This is a genomic window from Spirillospora sp. NPDC049652 (assembly GCF_040675125.1).
Classification (GTDB): Bacteria; Actinomycetota; Actinomycetes; order Streptosporangiales; family Streptosporangiaceae; genus Spirillospora.
Genome location: NZ_JBFAOF010000001.1, coordinates 38,838 through 55,182, shown reverse-complemented (window position 1 = coordinate 55,182; position 16,345 = coordinate 38,838). Strand labels below are relative to the sequence as shown.

Genomic DNA, 16,345 nt, shown 5'->3' with positions numbered 1-16,345 from the left:
TCCGGCGAGACGCCCGGTGCCGCCGACGATCGCCGGGCAGTCGCCGGACGCGTGGACGAGCAGGCCGCGGCGGGCCGCGCCCTGGCCCGGGTCACCGCCCTGCGCACCGTCGCGCTGACCGTCGGCGGCTGGGCCCCGGTCGTCCTGCTCCTGATCGCGGTGCCGTGGCTCGGACGGCACGGTGTGGGCGCGGCCATGGTGATCGGCGCGCTCACCTACCTGACGCAGTCGCTGGTCCCCGCGTTCGGCGGCCTGGTGCGGGGGCTCGGCGTCAGCGCCGTCCGCCTCGGTGTCGCGGTCGACCGCGTCCTGACGACCGCCGCCCACGTCCCACCGGCGTCCTCTGCCTCCGTCGCGCCCGAGCGGGAGGACGTCCGGCTCCGGGCGGTCACCGCCGCCTACGGCCCGGACGCGCCGCCGGTGATCGACTCGCTGGACCTGGACGTCCCGTCCGGCGGCCATCTGGCGGTGGTCGGGCCGAGCGGCATCGGGAAGTCCACGCTGGCGGCGCTCATCACGGGCCTGATGCGTCCGCGCGCCGGAACGGTCGAGGTAGGCGGCGTCCCCGCCGAGCTGGTCGATCCCGCCGCGCGGGTGCTGATCCCGCAGGAGGCGTACGTGTTCCGCGGCACCGTCCGCGAGAACCTCGGTTACCTCACGCCCGACACGGACCCGCCGTTCGCGAGCGCCATGGACGAGGTCGGCTCCGCGGACCTCGTGGCCCGGCTCGGCGGCCTGGACGCCGACCTCGACCCCGGCGCCCTCTCGGCGGGCGAACGGCAGCTGATCGCGCTGACCCGCGCCTACCTCGCGCCCGCTCTGCTGATCGTCCTGGACGAGGCGACCTGCCATCTCGACCCGGCGGCCGAGGCCCGTGCGGAGTCGGCGTTCGCGCGCCGGCCCGGCACGCTGATCGTCGTGGCGCACCGGCTCAGCTCGGCCCGCCGCGCGGACCGCGTCCTGCTCATGGACGGCACCCGCACCCACCACGGGACGCACGACGACCTGGTCCGCGACTCGCCCGCCTACGCGGCGCTGACCGGACGCGGCCGTCCGGCGGCCGTCCCGCGACAGACCTGACACCGCTCTCGCCACCTCGCGCCCGGAGGGGAACACGCGCATGAACCATCCCGAGGCCGAACGCGGTCCCGTCGTCGAGACCCTGCACGGCCACCGCGTCGCCGACCCCTACCGGTGGCTGGAGGACCCCGCCTCGCCGGCGACCCGCGCCTGGCTGGAGGCCCAGGACGAGCTGTACCAGAAGCACATCGACCCCGACCTCCGGGCGGCGTTCCGGCGACGCGTCGCCGAGCTCGCGGACACCGGGACGGTCACCGCTCCCATCTGGCGCGGCGACCGGCGGTTCACGCTCCGCCGCGTCGCGGGCCAGGAGCACGCCGTCCTGCACGTCGCGGACGGCGACGGCCCCGAACGAACGCTGCTCGACCCGGCCGTGCTCGACCCGTCCGGCACGACGACGCTCGACGCGTGGCGGCCCGACCCGTCCGGACGGCTGCTGGCCTGCCAGGTCTCGCGGGGCGGCACCGAACGCGCCGACCTGTTCGTCCTGGACGTCGAGTCCGGCGAGACCCTGGACGGCCCGATCGACCGCTGCCGCTACTCGCCGGTGGCGTGGCTGCCGGACGGGAGCGCCTTCTACTACGTCCGCGCCGAACCGGACGACGAGATGCGCCGCCGCGTGTACCGGCACCTCGTCGGTGAGCCGGCCGAAACCGACACGCCCGTCACCGAACCGGCCGCGGCCTGCGGCGTCGGCGTCAGCGAGGACGGCCGCCTGCTGGTCGTCTCGACGGCGGACGGCCTCGGACCGCGCAACGCCCTGTACGTCGCCGACCTCGCGTCCGGCGACGCGCGCCTCCGGCCCGTCCAACAGGACGTGGACGCCCGCGCCGCCGCGGCCGTCGGCCCCGACGGACGCCTCTACATCGTCACCGACCGCGACGCGCCCCGCGTGCGCCTCTGCGTCGCCGACCCGTCCCGTCCCACCGACTGGACGGAGCTGATCCCCGAGGACGACGAGGCGGTCCTGGCCGACTTCACCCTGCTGGACGGCCTGATCGCCGTCACCCGCGTCCGCTCCGGCACCTCGGAGCTGACGCTGCACGACGCGCGCACCGGAGCCCGGATCCGCGACATCGACCTGCCCGGCCCCGGCGTCCTCGGCCCGCTGTCGGCCCGGCCGGGCCACGGGCACGAGCTGTGGTTCACGCACAGCGGCATGGCCACGCCCGAAGCCGTCTGGCACTACGACACGCGCGACGACGACCTCACCCTCTGGGAACCGTCCCCTAGCCAGATCGCCGCGCCGACCCTGGAGACGCACCAGATCACCTGCACCTCGGCGGACGGCGCCCCCGTGCGCGTGGACGTGATAGCCCGTCCCCACGAGGGCACGGAACCCCGGCCGGCCATCCTCTACGGCTACGGCGGCTTCGGCATCCCGCTCACGCCGTCCTACGCCGCCGACGCCCTGGCCTGGGTGGAGACGGGTGGCGTCCTCGCGATCGCCCACCTGCGCGGAGGCGGCGAGGACGGCACGGCCTCGCACCGCGCGGGCATCCTCGGCCGCAAGCAGCGCGTCTTCGACGACTTCCTGGCCGCCGCCGAGATGCTCGTCGCGGACGGCTGGACGGCCCCGGACCGGCTCGCGATCTGGGGCGAGTCCAACGGCGGGCTGCTCGTCGGAGCGGCGCTGACCCAGCGCCCCGACCTGTTCGCCGCGGCCGTCTGCGTCGCGCCGCTGCTGGACATGGTCCGCTACGACAAGTCGGGCATGGGCGCGGCGTGGCACGGCGAGTACGGCTCGCCCGCCGACCCGGAGGCGTTCGGCTGGCTGTACGCGTACTCGCCGTACCACCACGTCCGCGAGGGCACCGACTATCCGGCGACCCTCTTCGCGGTCTTCGACGGCGACTCCCGGGTCGACCCCCTGCACGCGCGCAAGATGTGCGCGGCGCTCCAGCGGGCGACCGCGGGAGACGGGCCCGTGCTGCTGCGCCGGGAGTCCGGCGTCGGGCACGCCTCCCGCTCGGCCGGACGCTCGTTCGACCTGGCGGCCGAACTGCTGGCCTTCGTGTCCGCACGGACGGGAAGGCCTGACGGCCGATAGGGGAGGCGTGCCCCTCACGACTGCGGGGTCGGTGCCCGTGCTCCCCGGAGCGGTGCTTCACGCGGCCGCGCGGCGGGTGGCGGCCTGACGGTCACCGCTGCCAGGAGCCTGACGGTCACCGCTGCCAGGAGCGGGGCGCCTCCCGGGTGCGAGGCGCCGACCGGGCGCGGGGCGGGCGCGGGGCGCGCGGCGCGGCGCCCCCGAGCCAGCCGTTCTCCTCGGCGATGGCGACCGCCTCCAGGCGGGTGCGCGCGCCGACCTTGGACACGATGCGGGCCAGGTAGTTCCGGACGGTTCCGGTGGCGAGGAACAGCGACCGCGCGATCTCGGCGACGGTCGCGCCCTTCGCGGTCTCTCTCAGCACCTCCAGTTCGCGCGGGGTGAGCGGGCTCTGGGACGTGGCGAGCTCGGCGAAGGCCAGTTCGGCGTCGATGACGCGCTCGCCGTCCGCGACGTCGTGGATCGCCTGGACGAGCCGTTCCGGGGAGGTGTCCTTGAGCAGGAACCCCACCGCGCCGGCCGCGACGGCGCGGCGCAGGTCGCCGGGCTGCCGCCGCTCGGCCATGATGATCACGGCGCACTGCGGGACCAGGTCGAGCAGCCGGGCGGCCGCGTCGACACCGTCGAGATCGGGCAGACCGAGGTCCACCAGGGCCACCTCCGGACGGCAGTGCGCCGTCGCGGCCAGCAGCTTGCGTCCGCAGTCCACGGTCTCGACCACGCGGATGTCTGGCTCGTCGTCCAGGAGGGCGACCAGGCCGCTGCGGAACAGATGGATGTTCTCGGCGAGGATGACGCGGATCACAGAGGCCTTCCCGGGATCCGACACCGCGTCGAGGGAGGGAGGGGCACGGGGGCACGGAAGGTGGGCGGGAGGGGCGGCAGGACGGTGGGCACGGGGGTGGGCACGGGGGTGGGCAGGAGGGTGGGCAGGGTACGTCCGGGCTGGTGGACGAAGGTCATGGCGTCGCCTTGGGTGTGGGCTGGGGCGCGGCAGACGCCAGCGTGCTGTCAGAAGGCCCGACCCGTCAAATGCGATATGTCGGATAAATCGCCCTTGAATATACCCGCGAGGTAAGTATTTTCGAGCCCGCGGTAGCGCAGGGTGTCCACTCGCACACCCATGACCTTCGCCGATCACGCTCCGACAACCGGATATGCGCCGGTACGGACCGCGCCGACCGCTTCCGGCCACCCTGCCATACCAGGTGGTATTCACATCGTGGCGGAATTGGCCTTGACAATCAGGCGACACTTCCCTTGCCGGCGGGTCCGTGTTTCCCAACGGAAAACTCGTTTCATCGCCTTTTCGCCAGCTCCCTGGGCAATTGCGATCTTCAATGCCCGAACGAACACTGAAGGCTAGCCCGAACGAATACTGAAGGCTAGCTGCGGGCTTCCTGAGTGACGGCCGGCTCGCCGGCCATCCGGAGCCGGGCGTCCCGCCAGATCCGCCGGAGGTCCAGACCCTCCACCGTCCAAGTGGTCGCCTCGATGCGGCCGCGCCGACGGTACCTGCGCATGATCTCCACGTGCGGCCGCCAGCCCACGAAGCCGCGCAGGGCCGCCTCGTCCGTCCACACCGAGACCGACCCGACCGCGCGCTCGCGCGGCGCGGTCCAGAGCCAGACGCCGACCGCGCCCTCCAGCTCGGGCCAGCCGCGCCGGAGGCGCAGCCCGGCCCGCGCGATGCCCGGAAGGTCGAGGGCGCGGTCGGCGGTGAACGCGGTGAAGCTGACGAGCAGCGGCCCGGCCGCGTCGGCGGCGGGCCCGGTGGTCCAGGAGGAGCGCAGGAGTCGCATGACGGCGACCGTACGCACCCTCACCGGACCAGCAGAAGATCCAATATCCGCCGATCCTCTTGTGCCATTGCCCGCCCCGCCGTCACACGGTGGCGCGAAGACCGCGGACGGCCGCCGCGATGCCCTTCTTGTCGTAGCCGGCGGTCGGCAGCGTCGCGCCGTGCGCGTGCCGGACGATGCCGCCCCCGTCGATGAGGACGCTGCCCGACTGCCGCATCGACCCGAGCATCTTCGTCGCCAGCCCCACCGCCTCGTGCGGAGCGCCCGAGCCGCCCACGAGAACCGGGACCGGGACGCCGCGCTTGTCCTTCCACGCGGCGGCGGTCCGCCGGTCCTCCGGCACCGCGACGAACGCCCGCACGCCGTCCGCCGCGAACGTCTCACGCGACCGGACGAGATCCTGCACGTGCCTGTTGCAGACCGGGCACGACGTCGAGCGCATGAAATAGACCAGCGCGGCCTGACCGTCCCCGAGGGCGGCCAAACTGACCTGCCGCCCTTCGGTGTCCTGCAACAGGACGTCGGGCGCGGGCGAACCGGTTTCGAGCATGGGCGAACTCCCTAACGTGCGTGAACGGACTCGGAGTCGGCCGCCAGGTCGAGGCGGAGCCTGGTCCGCGCCCGGTGGAGGTGGGACTTCATCGCGGCGTCGCTCAACCCGAGCGCCTGCGCGACCGTCCGCCCCGGATGGCCGAGGACGTCCCGCATGATCAGCACCCGGCGCTGGACGTCCGGCAGCCCCTGGATCGCCCGCGCGACGTTCTCGGCCTCCAGCCGCCGCAGCGCCTCGTCCTCGGCGGACGTCGCGAGCGCCGGCTCGGCCCCCTCCGGCGGGACGACCAGCGACCGCGCCCGCCGCAGGCACTCGTTCCGGACGATCCGGAACATCCACGAGGCCAGCGCCCCCGTCGCGCGCAGCGAACCGATCTTCCGGTACAGGATGATCAGCGCCTCCTGCGCGGCGTCCTCGGCGTCCTGCGGCGACGCGCACAGATGCTCGGCGAACCGCCGCACGTGGACGTGGGCGCCGTCGAGCACCGCGATGATCGACTCGCGGTCCCCGGCCTGCGCGTCCCTGATGAGCTGCGCACTGGCCCAGTCGCGTGCCACGGCGTCCCCCTCCTCATTGACCGACACCCATAAGAGGACGTCCGCCCCCGAAAGGATTCACCCCTGTTCCGGCCGGCCCTCACCGCCGCGCAGCACCCGCTGGACGGCGGCGTCCACCAGCTCGTGCGCCTGCTCCTCGGTGAAGATGCCGGGTAGCGTCAGACGCTCCAGGATCAGCCAGTTCAGCGCCATGTAGAGGAGCAGCACCGACGTCGAGTCACCGGGCAGCTCGGAGCCGGCCTGGTGGGCGATGTTGGCGTCGATGTCCGCGCGGATGCGCCGGGTCAGCACGTCCCGCAGCTCAGGCCGCCGCGTCGACTCCAACCGCAGTTCGAGCAGGGCCAGATAGCCCGAGGGGAACGAGGACACCCGGTCCACCACCTCGTGCATGAGCTCGGTGTAGCGGGCCTCGTCCTGCCGCCCCTCCCGGCTCTGCGCCATCGTCGCCTCGTCGGGCAGCAGCCGGTCGTAGATGCGCCCGCCGATCTGCGTGAACAGGTCGTCCCGGTTCGAGAAGTAGTTGGACGCCGTTCCCGCGGGCACCCCGGCCTGCGTGTCGACGGCCCGAAAGGTCAGCCCACGCGCCCCTTCCCTGGCCAGCACCTCGATGGCCGCGTCGATCAACGCCCACCGCCGCTCCTGGTTCTTCCGCACCCTGAAACCACTCCATCCGCAGCACTATTCTAAACCACTGTATTCAGAGTACTACGAGAGAAGTGGTGGCGGGCGAAAATCCGCAAGAACCATCTGGGATCACGGGCGGGGACTCTCAGACGGCGAAGGTCGGCCAGTCGGTGACGCTGCGCACTGAATGCAGAACGAGCCTGTGCCCCGCGCGCTTCGACGAAGCGCGCGGGGCACAGGTCGTCCCACAGCGCGGATACGGGCCGTCATCGAGCGTCGTCGACTCGACCGCCTGGACCGTCCACCTCGGATAGAACAGTTGGCCTTCGGATTCTCACGACAGATAAGGGGGACGGCCCATCCACCAGTTGCCGGGCGCCTCGGGATCGGTGCTGGACCAGAACTCGATGACCGCCTGGACGAACTCCTCGCTCGATAGCCGTCCGTCGCCGTCGGTGTCGAGATGACGGAACGCCTCGGCGGCGTCGGACGCCTCCAGCCCGGGAAAATGGCCGCGCTGGAAGGCGAGGAACTCGTCCGGTGTGACGCTGCCGTCCGCATCGGTGTCGGCGATGTCCAGGAACGCTTCGGCGAGCGCTCCCACGGTGGCGCGGGCCGCGTCCGGATCGGAGACCAGGGAACGGGTGGAGTCGATGAACTGCTCCTTGCTGATGGCGCCCCCACCGCCGGGCACGTGCGGGAGGTGCAGGTCCCGCCAGATCCGCAGGTAGGCGTCGATGATCTGTCTCTCGGCGGCCGAGCCGGACGGGTGCCCCAGCGCGGCGGCGGTCCGCTGCCCCATCAGGACGTGGTCGTGTTCGGTGAGCCGGCCGTCGCCGTCGGCGTCGAGCCGGTCGAACCCGTGGCTGATCTTGGCGGTCAACATATCGGGACTGGACACGATCGCCTCCTCGTCATCGGGTGACGCCTCACCGTAACCAGCCGACCCCGGCGATTCAGGCGATGACGCAGAAATGGCAGAAGACTCTGTCCCCCCAACCCCCACCATCTCCCACAACAGCCACCACCAGCCCCCTGGTGAAACCAAAATCCGCCGACCCTCGCGCCGGTTCCCCGCCCTGCCGCCGTGCCCTTCCGCCGAACCCCGAACACTATTTGGCCGAGTCGCCGTCGATCCGACGGCGTAGGCGATGTCGGCATGTGCGGTCGACCGGGGCAAGGAAAACGTGGGGACGGTGAGAACCAGGGCGCACCAGAAGGCGTGGGCGAAGGCCGCGGAGGGCGGTGTGGCCGGTGCCCTGCTGTTGCAGGATGACGGCCAGGACAGCGACGCCGTGAGACGCGCCGACCTGCTGGGTGAAACGGCTGGTAGTGGTGGCGGCGGGCAATTGGGCCAGCGCGGGGCCATGGTAGGTGGCGGCCATCGGTGCCGCGCTCATGCCCAGGCCGGCGGGGAGCAGCGGGTCGGTTGTGCGGGCCGGCGAAGGGGGCCACCCGGCGGAGCCCTCTTGCCATGCCGGTCAGGGCGATAGCGCGTTCGACGCCGGTGCCGTCGATGAGCCTGTCGATGTAGTACATGGGCAGGCCCGTCCCGGCGCCCAGTGGCGTGAGCAGCAGAGCGCCGAGGCCGCAGGTCTGCGGGTGTTAGAGCAGGAGCAGGGACCTCGCACCGAACAGTGACCCGCCGAGCAAGAAGAACCAGGAACCGCCATGACAGGTCGTCGACCAGGTTGGTGCGCACCAGTGGCAGCAGCATGCCGCCGCCGATGCCCTGAAACACGCGGAACGCGATTGGGCCCGATCACTGCTGACGTCTTCGACGCATCCTCCGCGACTCGACGGTCGCGGCCGGTTCCACGTGCGCACCGGCATGCCCCCCCGCAACCGGCTTGCGCGTGAGCGCCTCCGGACACGCGCGGTAATGGTCATACCGATATCTCATTAAAAGCCGACTCAAATCTGTACATGAGCTCTCCTCCTGTTGGGCAGTCCTCAGTTCCAGTAGGGCGAAGATGAGCTCGGTGCTTGCGGCCCTTGAGCGTTAGCTGAGCTTGAGCCGAATGGGGGCGCCCGGCTCTCGACGGGACGGCCAATGCGCGAGCGCCCGCTCAAGCGCCCTCGTGCTCTGGTTGCCCTGCGGGGACCGTTCCCCCCGGAGGCAAGCCGGTACATAGGCGGATTGCCCAAAGGAGGGAGAATTTCACCGATTCGTACTCGCAGGGCGTTCCTCCAGTGCTAACACTGTGATGATCGTCGAGGCGTTGCATGGACGACGGGGTCCAGCGCCCGGCGATACTTGCGGGCATGGGGAGCGAGACGATGGTGGCGACGGAGAGCGGGGCGCCGGCACAGGGACAGTTGGTGACCGTCCGCAACCGTCAGTGGGTGGTGGCCGACGTCACTCGCGGGACGGTGGCCAGCAGCGACCCCTATGAGCTGACAGGCGAGCCGCAACATCTGGTGTCGTTGATCAGTATTGAGGACGACGCGCGCGACGAGGAGCTCCGCGTCGTTTGGGAACTGGAGTACGGCGCGGTCGTGCACGATCAGGCGCTGCTGCCCGATCCCGCCGGTGGCTTCGACGACCCGGCGGAGCTCGACGCGTTCCTCGACGCCGTCCGCTGGGGCGCCATCGCCTCGGCCGACAAGACGGCCCTGCAGGCGCCGTTCCGATCCGGTATCCAGATCGAGGACTACCAGCTCGATCCCGTGGTCCGCGCGCTGTCGATGCCGCGCACCAACTTGCTGATCGCCGACGATGTCGGCCTCGGCAAGACGGTCGAGGCGGGTCTGGTGATGCAGGAGTTGATGCTCCGCCACCGTGCCCGCACGATGATCATCGTGTGCCCGGCGGGCCTCACCGTGCAGTGGCATGACGAGATGCGCGACAAGTTCGGCCTGGACTTCCACATCGTCGACACTGCTCTCCTGCAGCGGCTGCGCCGGGAACGCGGCCTGTACGCCAACCCGTGGACGCACTACCCGCGCCTCATCGTCAGCATCGACTGGCTCAAGCGGGAGCGGCCACTGCGGCTGCTCCGGGATGTGTTGCCCGCCGTCCCCCGGCATCCCCGCACCTTCGACATGCTCGTCGTCGACGAGGTGCATACCTGCGCGCCGTCAGGGCGCGGCAAGTACGCGGTGGACTCGCTGCGCACACAGGCGATCCGGCAACTCGCCCCGCACTGCGAACACCGGCTGTTCCTGTCGGCGACCCCGCACAACGGCTACCTGGAGTCCTTCACGGCCCTGCTGGAACTGCTGGACGACCAGCGCTTCGCCCGCGGCGTCAAACCGGCGGACGAGCAGCTGAAGCGCGTCATGGTGCGCCGCCTCAAGCGCGACCTGCCGCCGAAGTGGGACGGAACCCCTGCGTTCCCTGCCCGCCGACTCGGCTTTCTTGAGGTCGACTACTCGGATGCCGAACGGCACGCCCATGCGCTGCTCACCCGCTACGTCGACAGCCGCCGCCACCGCGCCGGTGCGGGAGGTAAAGGCGGCGCCCATGCGGCCGACTTCGTGACCATGCTGCTGAAGAAGCGGCTGTTCTCCTCCCCGAAGGCGTTCGCGGAGACCGTCGAGACACACCTGGCCACTATGACCGCCCGGGCCGCCGACGATGACGACTTCGGGCAGGTCGCTGCTCAGGCGGGGCCGAGGGTGCTGCGCCCGCTGGCCGAACGCCTGGAGGAGACCGCCGAGGACGACACCGCCTACGGCACCGTCGAGGCCGATGCGCTGACCGCCGTCCGGCGGATGTCCCCCCCGCTCACCGAGGAGGAGCTCGGCCTTCTCCGAGAGCTGGAAACGTGGGCGCGCGGCGCGCAGGACCGTCCCGACGCCAAGCTCGGCGCGCTGCGGGCCTGGCTGGAGCCGATCGTCTGCCCCGACGGCCCGCGCGGCGAATGGACGTCCGAGCGGGTCATCGTCTTCACCGAGTACCGCGACACCCAGCGCTGGCTCCACGAGCGGCTGGTCGCCGCCGGGTACCCGGCCGACCGGATCGCCCTGCTGTACGGGGGACAGGACCCCGACCAGCGCGAGCACATCAAGAACGTCTTCCAGGAGTCCCCGAATCTACCCGGCGGAGACGTCCGGATCCTGCTCGCCACGGACGCCGCCAGCGAGGGCATCAACCTGCAGAACCACTGCCACCGGCTGCTGCACTGGGAGATCCCCTGGAATCCCAACCGCCTGGAGCAGCGCAATGGCCGCGTCGACCGGCACGGCCAGCGTGCCGCCGAGGTGCGGGTGCTGCACTTTGTCCCACGCGGCTGGGACGGCACCGACTTCGGCGCCGGGACGCTGGAGGACGAGATGCTGTTCCTCCAGACCGCTGCGCGCAAGATCGAGCAGATCCGCGAGGACCTCGGCAGCGCCGGCGAGGTCATCGCGGCCCGGGTGGAGCAGAAGATGCTGGGCCGGAGCGCGGACTGGCAGAGCGCGGACGTGGAGATCGCCCGAAGGTCCACCAACGCCCGGCTGAAGGTCGAACGCGACCTGGCTCGCGACCTGGAGAGACTCACCGGGGCCCTCGCGAGCAGCCGCACCGAGCTGAACCTCTTCCCTGAGATGGTCGAGCGCGTGGTGCGCACCGGGCTGCGGCTCGCCCACCGCAAAGACCTCATCGACGTCCCCGCCCCGGAAGGCTTCCCGGCGCGCTGCTTCCGGTTGCCGGAGCTGCCGGGTGCGTGGGCGAAGGCGCGCAACGCCGGCTTGCACCACCCGGTCACGGGTGAGGAGCGTCCTGTGACGTTCGACCAGGATGCGGTGGAGGGGCGCACCGACGTGGTGCTTCTCCACCTGGGGCATCGCCTGGTCCAGATGTGCCTGCGGTTGCTGCGCGCGGAGTTGTGGTCCGGCGCGACGGGCCAGAGCGTCGGGCTGGCCCGGGTCACGGCCCGGATCGTGCCCGGAGACGTGCTTCGTACGCCCGCCGTCGTCGCCCACGGCCGCGTCGTCGTCACCGGCGCTGAGGGCACCCGGCTGCACGAGGAGATCATCGTCGCGGGCGGTCTCATCGAGGGCGGACGGCTCGTCCGGGCCCGCGAGGACGAGGTGGAAGGCTGGCTGTCAGCCGCGAGCGAGGAGCCCGTCCCCGAGGACGTTCGGTACCGGCTCGCCGGGGTGTGGGCGGAACTGTCGGAGCCGCTGGGCAAGGCGCTGAGGACTCGGGCCGGGCAGCGGACGCGCAGCCTCGACAAGCTCCTCGCCCGGCGCGCCGAGGAAGAGGTGGAGGCGATCAAGGCGGTGCTCACCGAGCTGGAGCGGTCGATCGATGCCGCGCTCGACGATGTCGGCCGATGGGAACAGGGCAGCCTCTTCGACACCGACGAGCAGCGCACCCAGTTGCGCCGCGACCGGGAGGCCCTGGCTGAACGCCTGCGGACCATTCCCGAACAGCGGGAGCGCGAGGCCGCCGCGCTGCGCCGCCGCTACGCCGAGCCGCGGGGCCGCTGGTTCCCGGCCGCCGTGACGTTCCTGGTGCCCGCCGCGATCGCGCACCGGCCGGGGGTGGCGCACTGATGCCGCCCCGCACCCGCCGCCCTGTCCAGACGGTCGCCGAACAGCACGCCGAATGGCTCGGCCTGCTGCGTCCCGACGGTCCGTTCCTCGCGCTTCCGGTGCTCGTCGAAGCCCTTCCGCAGGGGCTGGACACGGTGCCGGCCGACATCCGCGACGAGATCCGGGAAGCCTGGGAGCAGGTGCAGGAGGAACCGGACCTGCTGCTGCCGGGCTGGTACGACCGGGTCCTGCGGACCCTCCTCGGCATTCCCTTCAACGCCCTCGTGCAGGGCTCGACGATCGAAGAGCTCTACCGCCGCGCTCGACCGGACTTCGTCGCGTATGGGCCGAGCCCGGCGGGCCGTGCCATGCGGTTGTTCATCTACAAGCATCCGTGGGACGAGAGCCTCACGCGCGGGCACGGGGACCGTCCGTCCCCCGTCGAGCAGGCCGCCGCGTTGTGCCGGGAGACCGGTGTGCCGCTGGCCCTGGTCACCAACGGCAGGTTCTGGGTTCTGGCGCACGCCAGGCCGGGCGAGGTGACCTCCACGGCCGTCTTCGACGCCGACCTCTGGCTGGAGGAGCCGCTGCTGCTGCGGGCGTTCGCGACGCTCCTGGGCGCGTCCCGTTCGCTCGCCCCCGCCGAGCGTCCCGACGGCACTCCATCCGACGGGCTGGCCTCACTGTTCGCCCGCAGCGCTCAGGCGCAGGCACAGGTCACCGACACCCTCGGCCGCCAGGTCCGGCAGGCCGTCGAGCTGCTGGTCGGCGAACTCGCCCGGCTGGACCGCGAATCGGGCGGCACGCTGCTCGCGGACGTCGCCGAGCGCGACATCTACCGGGCCGCGCTGATCGTGCTGATGCGCCTGGTGTTCCTCCTGTACGCCGAGGAGCAGGAACTCCTGCCCACCGACGAGCTGTACCAGCTCTCCTATGGGGTGGCCGCGCTCTACGACAGGCTGAGGAGGGAAAGCGACCAGCACGGCGAGGAGGTCGGGGACCGGCGTTCCGCGGCCTGGTACCGGCTGCTCGCCCTGTTCCGCGCCGTCCACGGCGGCAGCGAGCACCCGGACCTGCGCATCCCCGCCTACGGCGGATCGCTGTTCGACCCGTCGGGGTTCGAATGGCTCGCGTTCGCGCCCGTCACCGACCGCGTCGTCCACGAGGTCCTGGACGCCCTGCTCATCCTGCGCCACAAGCGCGGCAAGGCCGCCGCCGAACGCCTCTCCTACAAAGGGCTGGACGTCGAGCAGATCGGCCATGTCTACGAGGGTCTGCTGGAGTTCTCCTGCCTCAAGGTCGACGAACCGTACGTCGGGTTGATCGGACGCGTCGAGCCCGAGCTGCCGCTCCGCCGCTTGGAGGAGGAGTACGCCAAGGGCACCGCGTCGTTCCTCGCCTGGCTCAAGGACGAGTGCGACGCCACCCCGAAGCAGTTGGAGAAGGCGCTGGCGAAGGCCCCGGACACCGAGCAGGCCGCCGCGCTGCACGCCGCCTGTGACAACGACGAGGAACTCGCCGCACGCATCAGGCCGTTCTTCGGGCTGCTGCGCGCGGACCTGCGCGGAGACCCGACCGTCTACCCGGCCAGGTCGGTCCTGTTCACCCAGGTCGGCGACCGCCGCGCCACCGGCACCCACTACACGCCGAAGTCCCTCGCGCAGGAGATCGTCCAGCACACCCTCGCGCCGCTGTGCCACCGGCCCGGCCCCGCCGAGGGAGCCCCGGAGGACGAATGGCAGGTCAAGCCGGCGGCCGAACTCCTCGGACTGAAGGTCTGTGACCCGGCGATGGGCTCGGGCGCGTTCCTGGTGTCGGCCTGCCGGTACATCGCCGAACGGGTCGTGGACGCCTGGGAACGCGACAGCATGCCTGTGGACGTCCTCGACCTGCTCGGCCCCGACCACGACCGGGACGATCTCCTGCTCTTCGCCAAGCGCCGCACCGCCGCGAGCTGCATCTACGGCGTTGACCGCGACGACATGGCCGTCGAGCTGGCCAAGCTGTCCCTGTGGATCGAGACTCTCGCCAAGGACAAGCCGTTCAGCTTCCTCGACCACGCCCTCCGGCACGGCGACTCCCTCGTCGGCCTGATCGACGAGGTGCAGGTCAAGAGCTTCCACCTCGATCCGAAGCGCGGCAGCTGGGACAACGCGCGGTTCGGGAACGTCATGGACGACCTGGTGCCGATGCTCACCCGTGCCCAGGAACTCCGCGAGGAGATCGAGGCCTTCGCCGCCGACGACATCGAGCGCGTCGCGGAGAAGCGACGCAAGCTCGCCGAGGCCGAGCGGCTCACCGGATCGCTCCGGCTGGCCGCCGACGTCGTCACCGCAGCGGCCCTGTCCACCGCCGGACGTCCAGAGGACGTGCTGGACGCTCGGCTGCGCGACCTCGCCGACGAAGTGCGGGCCGTTCTCGGAGGCGGATGCGCGGAGCAGACCGACGATTTCGCCCGCGAACCCGCGTCGTCACCGGTCGAAGTCCTGCTGCGCGAAAAGGTGGAAAGCTGGCTCAGGGGCACGAGAAAGACCCCGGTCAAGCCGTTCCACTGGTCACTGGAATTCCCCGAGGTCATGCGCCGCGGCGGATTCTCCGCCGTCGTCGGAAACCCACCCTTCATCGGCGGCCAGCGCCTCACCGGCGCTATGGGCACCGACATGCGGGAGTATCTCGTCCAGCACATCGGCGGTGGCCGACGCGGCAGCGCCGACCTGTGCGCGTACTTCTACCTCCGCGACCTCGCCATCACGAACAACGGCCGGGTCGGCATCATCGCCACCAGCACCATCGGTCAAGTGGGCACGCGCGAAGTCGGTCTCGCGCAAGCGTGCGACAAAGGCTGGGAGATCTACCGTGCAGAGAAGTCCCAGCCTTGGCCAGGCACGGCGTCCGTGGAGGTCTCTCTGGTCTGGACGGGGCATCTGGGGGATGAAGAGAAGCCCGTTTTGGACGGCCGCCCTGTACCAGGGATCACGCCGAGCCTAGATGCCCAGTCTCTGGTAGTTGGCAATCCCTATCGCCTTGCTGATAACGCGGACCAGACGTTCCAGGGAGTCATTGTTCTAGGGAAGGGCTTCATCTTGGAGCCAGAAAGGGCGCAGGAGCTGCTCAACAAAGACTCACGTAATAGTGATGTACTCTTCCCGTACATGGGTGGAGAGGACGTGAACTCACGTTGGGATCTGTCGGCCCCGCGCTGGGTTATCAACTTTCACGACTGGGATGAGGAGAAAGCTAGGACGTATTCAGAGTGCTTTGAGATCGTTGAGAGAGAAGTAAAGCCGTTCCGTGCGGAAAATAAACGCAAGGTCCGCAGGGAGCGCTGGTGGCAGTTTGCTGAACGTGCAACTGGACTATATGCATCAATAAAGTCCTTCGATCGAGTCCTTGTCATTGCAAGAGTGAGCAGTACGGCAGTTCCAATATTCGTGAGCAACGACCGGGTGCTAAATGAAAAGACTGTCGTCTTTGCGACGGACAGATCAGAAGATCTGGCTCTCTTGACTTCGGCTTTTCATATTCACTGGGCCTGGGAATATTCGGGTAGATTGAAGGCGGACCTGCAGTATACCCCATCGCGCTGCTTTGATACTTTTCCGCGACCAATGGCGACGGCAATAATGGCGCGCTTGGGTGACGAGCTGACTGCTGCGCGGGAAGCTGTGATGCTACAAGAACAGATTGGGCTCACCGCCCTTTATAATCGCTTTAATGATCCGGCTTGCCGGGATGATCGAATTCTCGATCTGCGCAGGATTCACATTCGAATTGATGAGGCCGTGCGCGAGGCGTATGCACTGGATGAGGTGAAGAGCCCTGAAATCGGCGAATTCGAGGCAGGTGTGACCTCAACGCCGTTGCCCTCGTGGAGAGAGCTTGAGCTTGAGCATGGTTTTCGCGAGGTTCGGCAGGGGGTGCGGTTCACAATCTCGTCGCGGGCACGCGACCTCATGCTCAATAAGTTGCTTGCGCTGAATCATTACCGGCATCAGCAAGAAGTTCAGCTGAACCCTCGCGGCCAGAGGAGAGGCAGGCGCAAGGGTAGAGCCTCTGAGGTGGAGCCGAGGGTATCGGTTGTGGATACGTCACCGGCGAGCGAAGGGGCGAGACCTGCGGAACCCGCCTTTGATGGGTTGTTCGCGCCGCCGGACGCTCTGTTCTGACCTAGCGACAACGCCCCTGGGCTGAGTTGGCGAGAGGTCCTGCGGCT

General features: G+C 70.1%; 10 protein-coding genes. 4 read left to right on the top strand and 6 right to left on the bottom strand.

The window, feature by feature from the left end:
• Together AB0J52_RS00240 and AB0J52_RS00235 are read left to right on the top strand one after the other, a co-directional pair.
• Nucleotides 1-1,080 (top strand): ATP-binding cassette domain-containing protein (locus tag AB0J52_RS00240; protein WP_500179344.1); only part of this gene is annotated, 1,080 nt, incomplete at its 5' end.
• A 40-nt stretch (nucleotides 1,081-1,120) separates the two neighbouring features.
• On the top strand, nucleotides 1,121-3,130 hold the full coding sequence (locus AB0J52_RS00235; RefSeq protein WP_500179343.1) for a prolyl oligopeptidase family serine peptidase: 2,010 nt from the start codon (nucleotides 1,121-1,123) through the stop codon (nucleotides 3,128-3,130).
• Between the two features lie 115 nt (nucleotides 3,131-3,245).
• On the opposite strand, the gene AB0J52_RS00230 is transcribed toward AB0J52_RS00235, so the two are convergent.
• From AB0J52_RS00230 to AB0J52_RS00205, 6 genes are all read right to left on the bottom strand, one after another.
• A complete protein-coding gene (locus AB0J52_RS00230; protein WP_500179342.1) occupies nucleotides 3,246-3,935 on the bottom strand; it encodes a response regulator in 690 nt (229 codons plus the stop codon).
• Between the two features lie 580 nt (nucleotides 3,936-4,515).
• Nucleotides 4,516-4,932, bottom strand: coding sequence for a hypothetical protein (locus AB0J52_RS00225; RefSeq protein ID WP_500179341.1), 417 nt, complete (start codon nucleotides 4,930-4,932; stop codon nucleotides 4,516-4,518).
• A gap of 82 nt (nucleotides 4,933-5,014) precedes the next feature.
• Entirely contained in the window at nucleotides 5,015-5,482 is a 468-nt protein-coding gene (locus AB0J52_RS00220) for a peroxiredoxin family protein (protein WP_500179340.1), read from the bottom strand.
• 11 nt (nucleotides 5,483-5,493) lie between these two features.
• Nucleotides 5,494-6,042: an RNA polymerase sigma factor gene (locus tag AB0J52_RS00215; protein WP_500179339.1), complete on the bottom strand. Its 549-nt coding sequence runs from the start codon at nucleotides 6,040-6,042 to the stop codon at nucleotides 5,494-5,496.
• Between the two features lie 57 nt (nucleotides 6,043-6,099).
• Nucleotides 6,100-6,696: a TetR/AcrR family transcriptional regulator gene (locus tag AB0J52_RS00210; RefSeq protein WP_500179338.1), complete on the bottom strand. Its 597-nt coding sequence runs from the start codon at nucleotides 6,694-6,696 to the stop codon at nucleotides 6,100-6,102.
• Between the two features lie 304 nt (nucleotides 6,697-7,000).
• Nucleotides 7,001-7,567 (bottom strand): EF-hand domain-containing protein, encoded by a 567-nt coding sequence (locus AB0J52_RS00205; RefSeq protein ID WP_500179337.1) that lies wholly within the window; start codon nucleotides 7,565-7,567, stop codon nucleotides 7,001-7,003.
• A 1,421-nt stretch (nucleotides 7,568-8,988) separates the two neighbouring features.
• Here AB0J52_RS00205 and drmD point away from each other — a divergent pair.
• Nucleotides 8,989-12,153, top strand: a complete 3,165-nt coding sequence (drmD, locus tag AB0J52_RS00200) for a DISARM system SNF2-like helicase DrmD (protein ID WP_500179336.1) — start codon at nucleotides 8,989-8,991, stop codon at nucleotides 12,151-12,153.
• Nucleotides 12,153-16,298, top strand: a complete 4,146-nt coding sequence (locus AB0J52_RS00195; RefSeq protein ID WP_500179335.1) for an Eco57I restriction-modification methylase domain-containing protein — start codon at nucleotides 12,153-12,155, stop codon at nucleotides 16,296-16,298. Before drmD ends, AB0J52_RS00195 begins: the two co-directional genes overlap by 1 nt.
• Nucleotides 16,299-16,345: the final 47 nt, after the last annotated feature.

Bases quoted from the DNA above. Each gene is read 5' to 3' on its own strand.
- AB0J52_RS00235 (WP_500179343.1), top strand. From the start codon at position 1,121: ATGAACCATCCCGAGGCCGAACGCGGTCCCGTCGTCGAGACCCTGCAC.
- AB0J52_RS00225 (WP_500179341.1), bottom strand. From the start codon at position 4,932: ATGCGACTCCTGCGCTCCTCCTGGACCACCGGGCCCGCCGCCGACGCG.
- AB0J52_RS00220 (WP_500179340.1), bottom strand. From the start codon at position 5,482: ATGCTCGAAACCGGTTCGCCCGCGCCCGACGTCCTGTTGCAGGACACC.
- AB0J52_RS00195 (WP_500179335.1), top strand. From the start codon at position 12,153: ATGCCGCCCCGCACCCGCCGCCCTGTCCAGACGGTCGCCGAACAGCAC.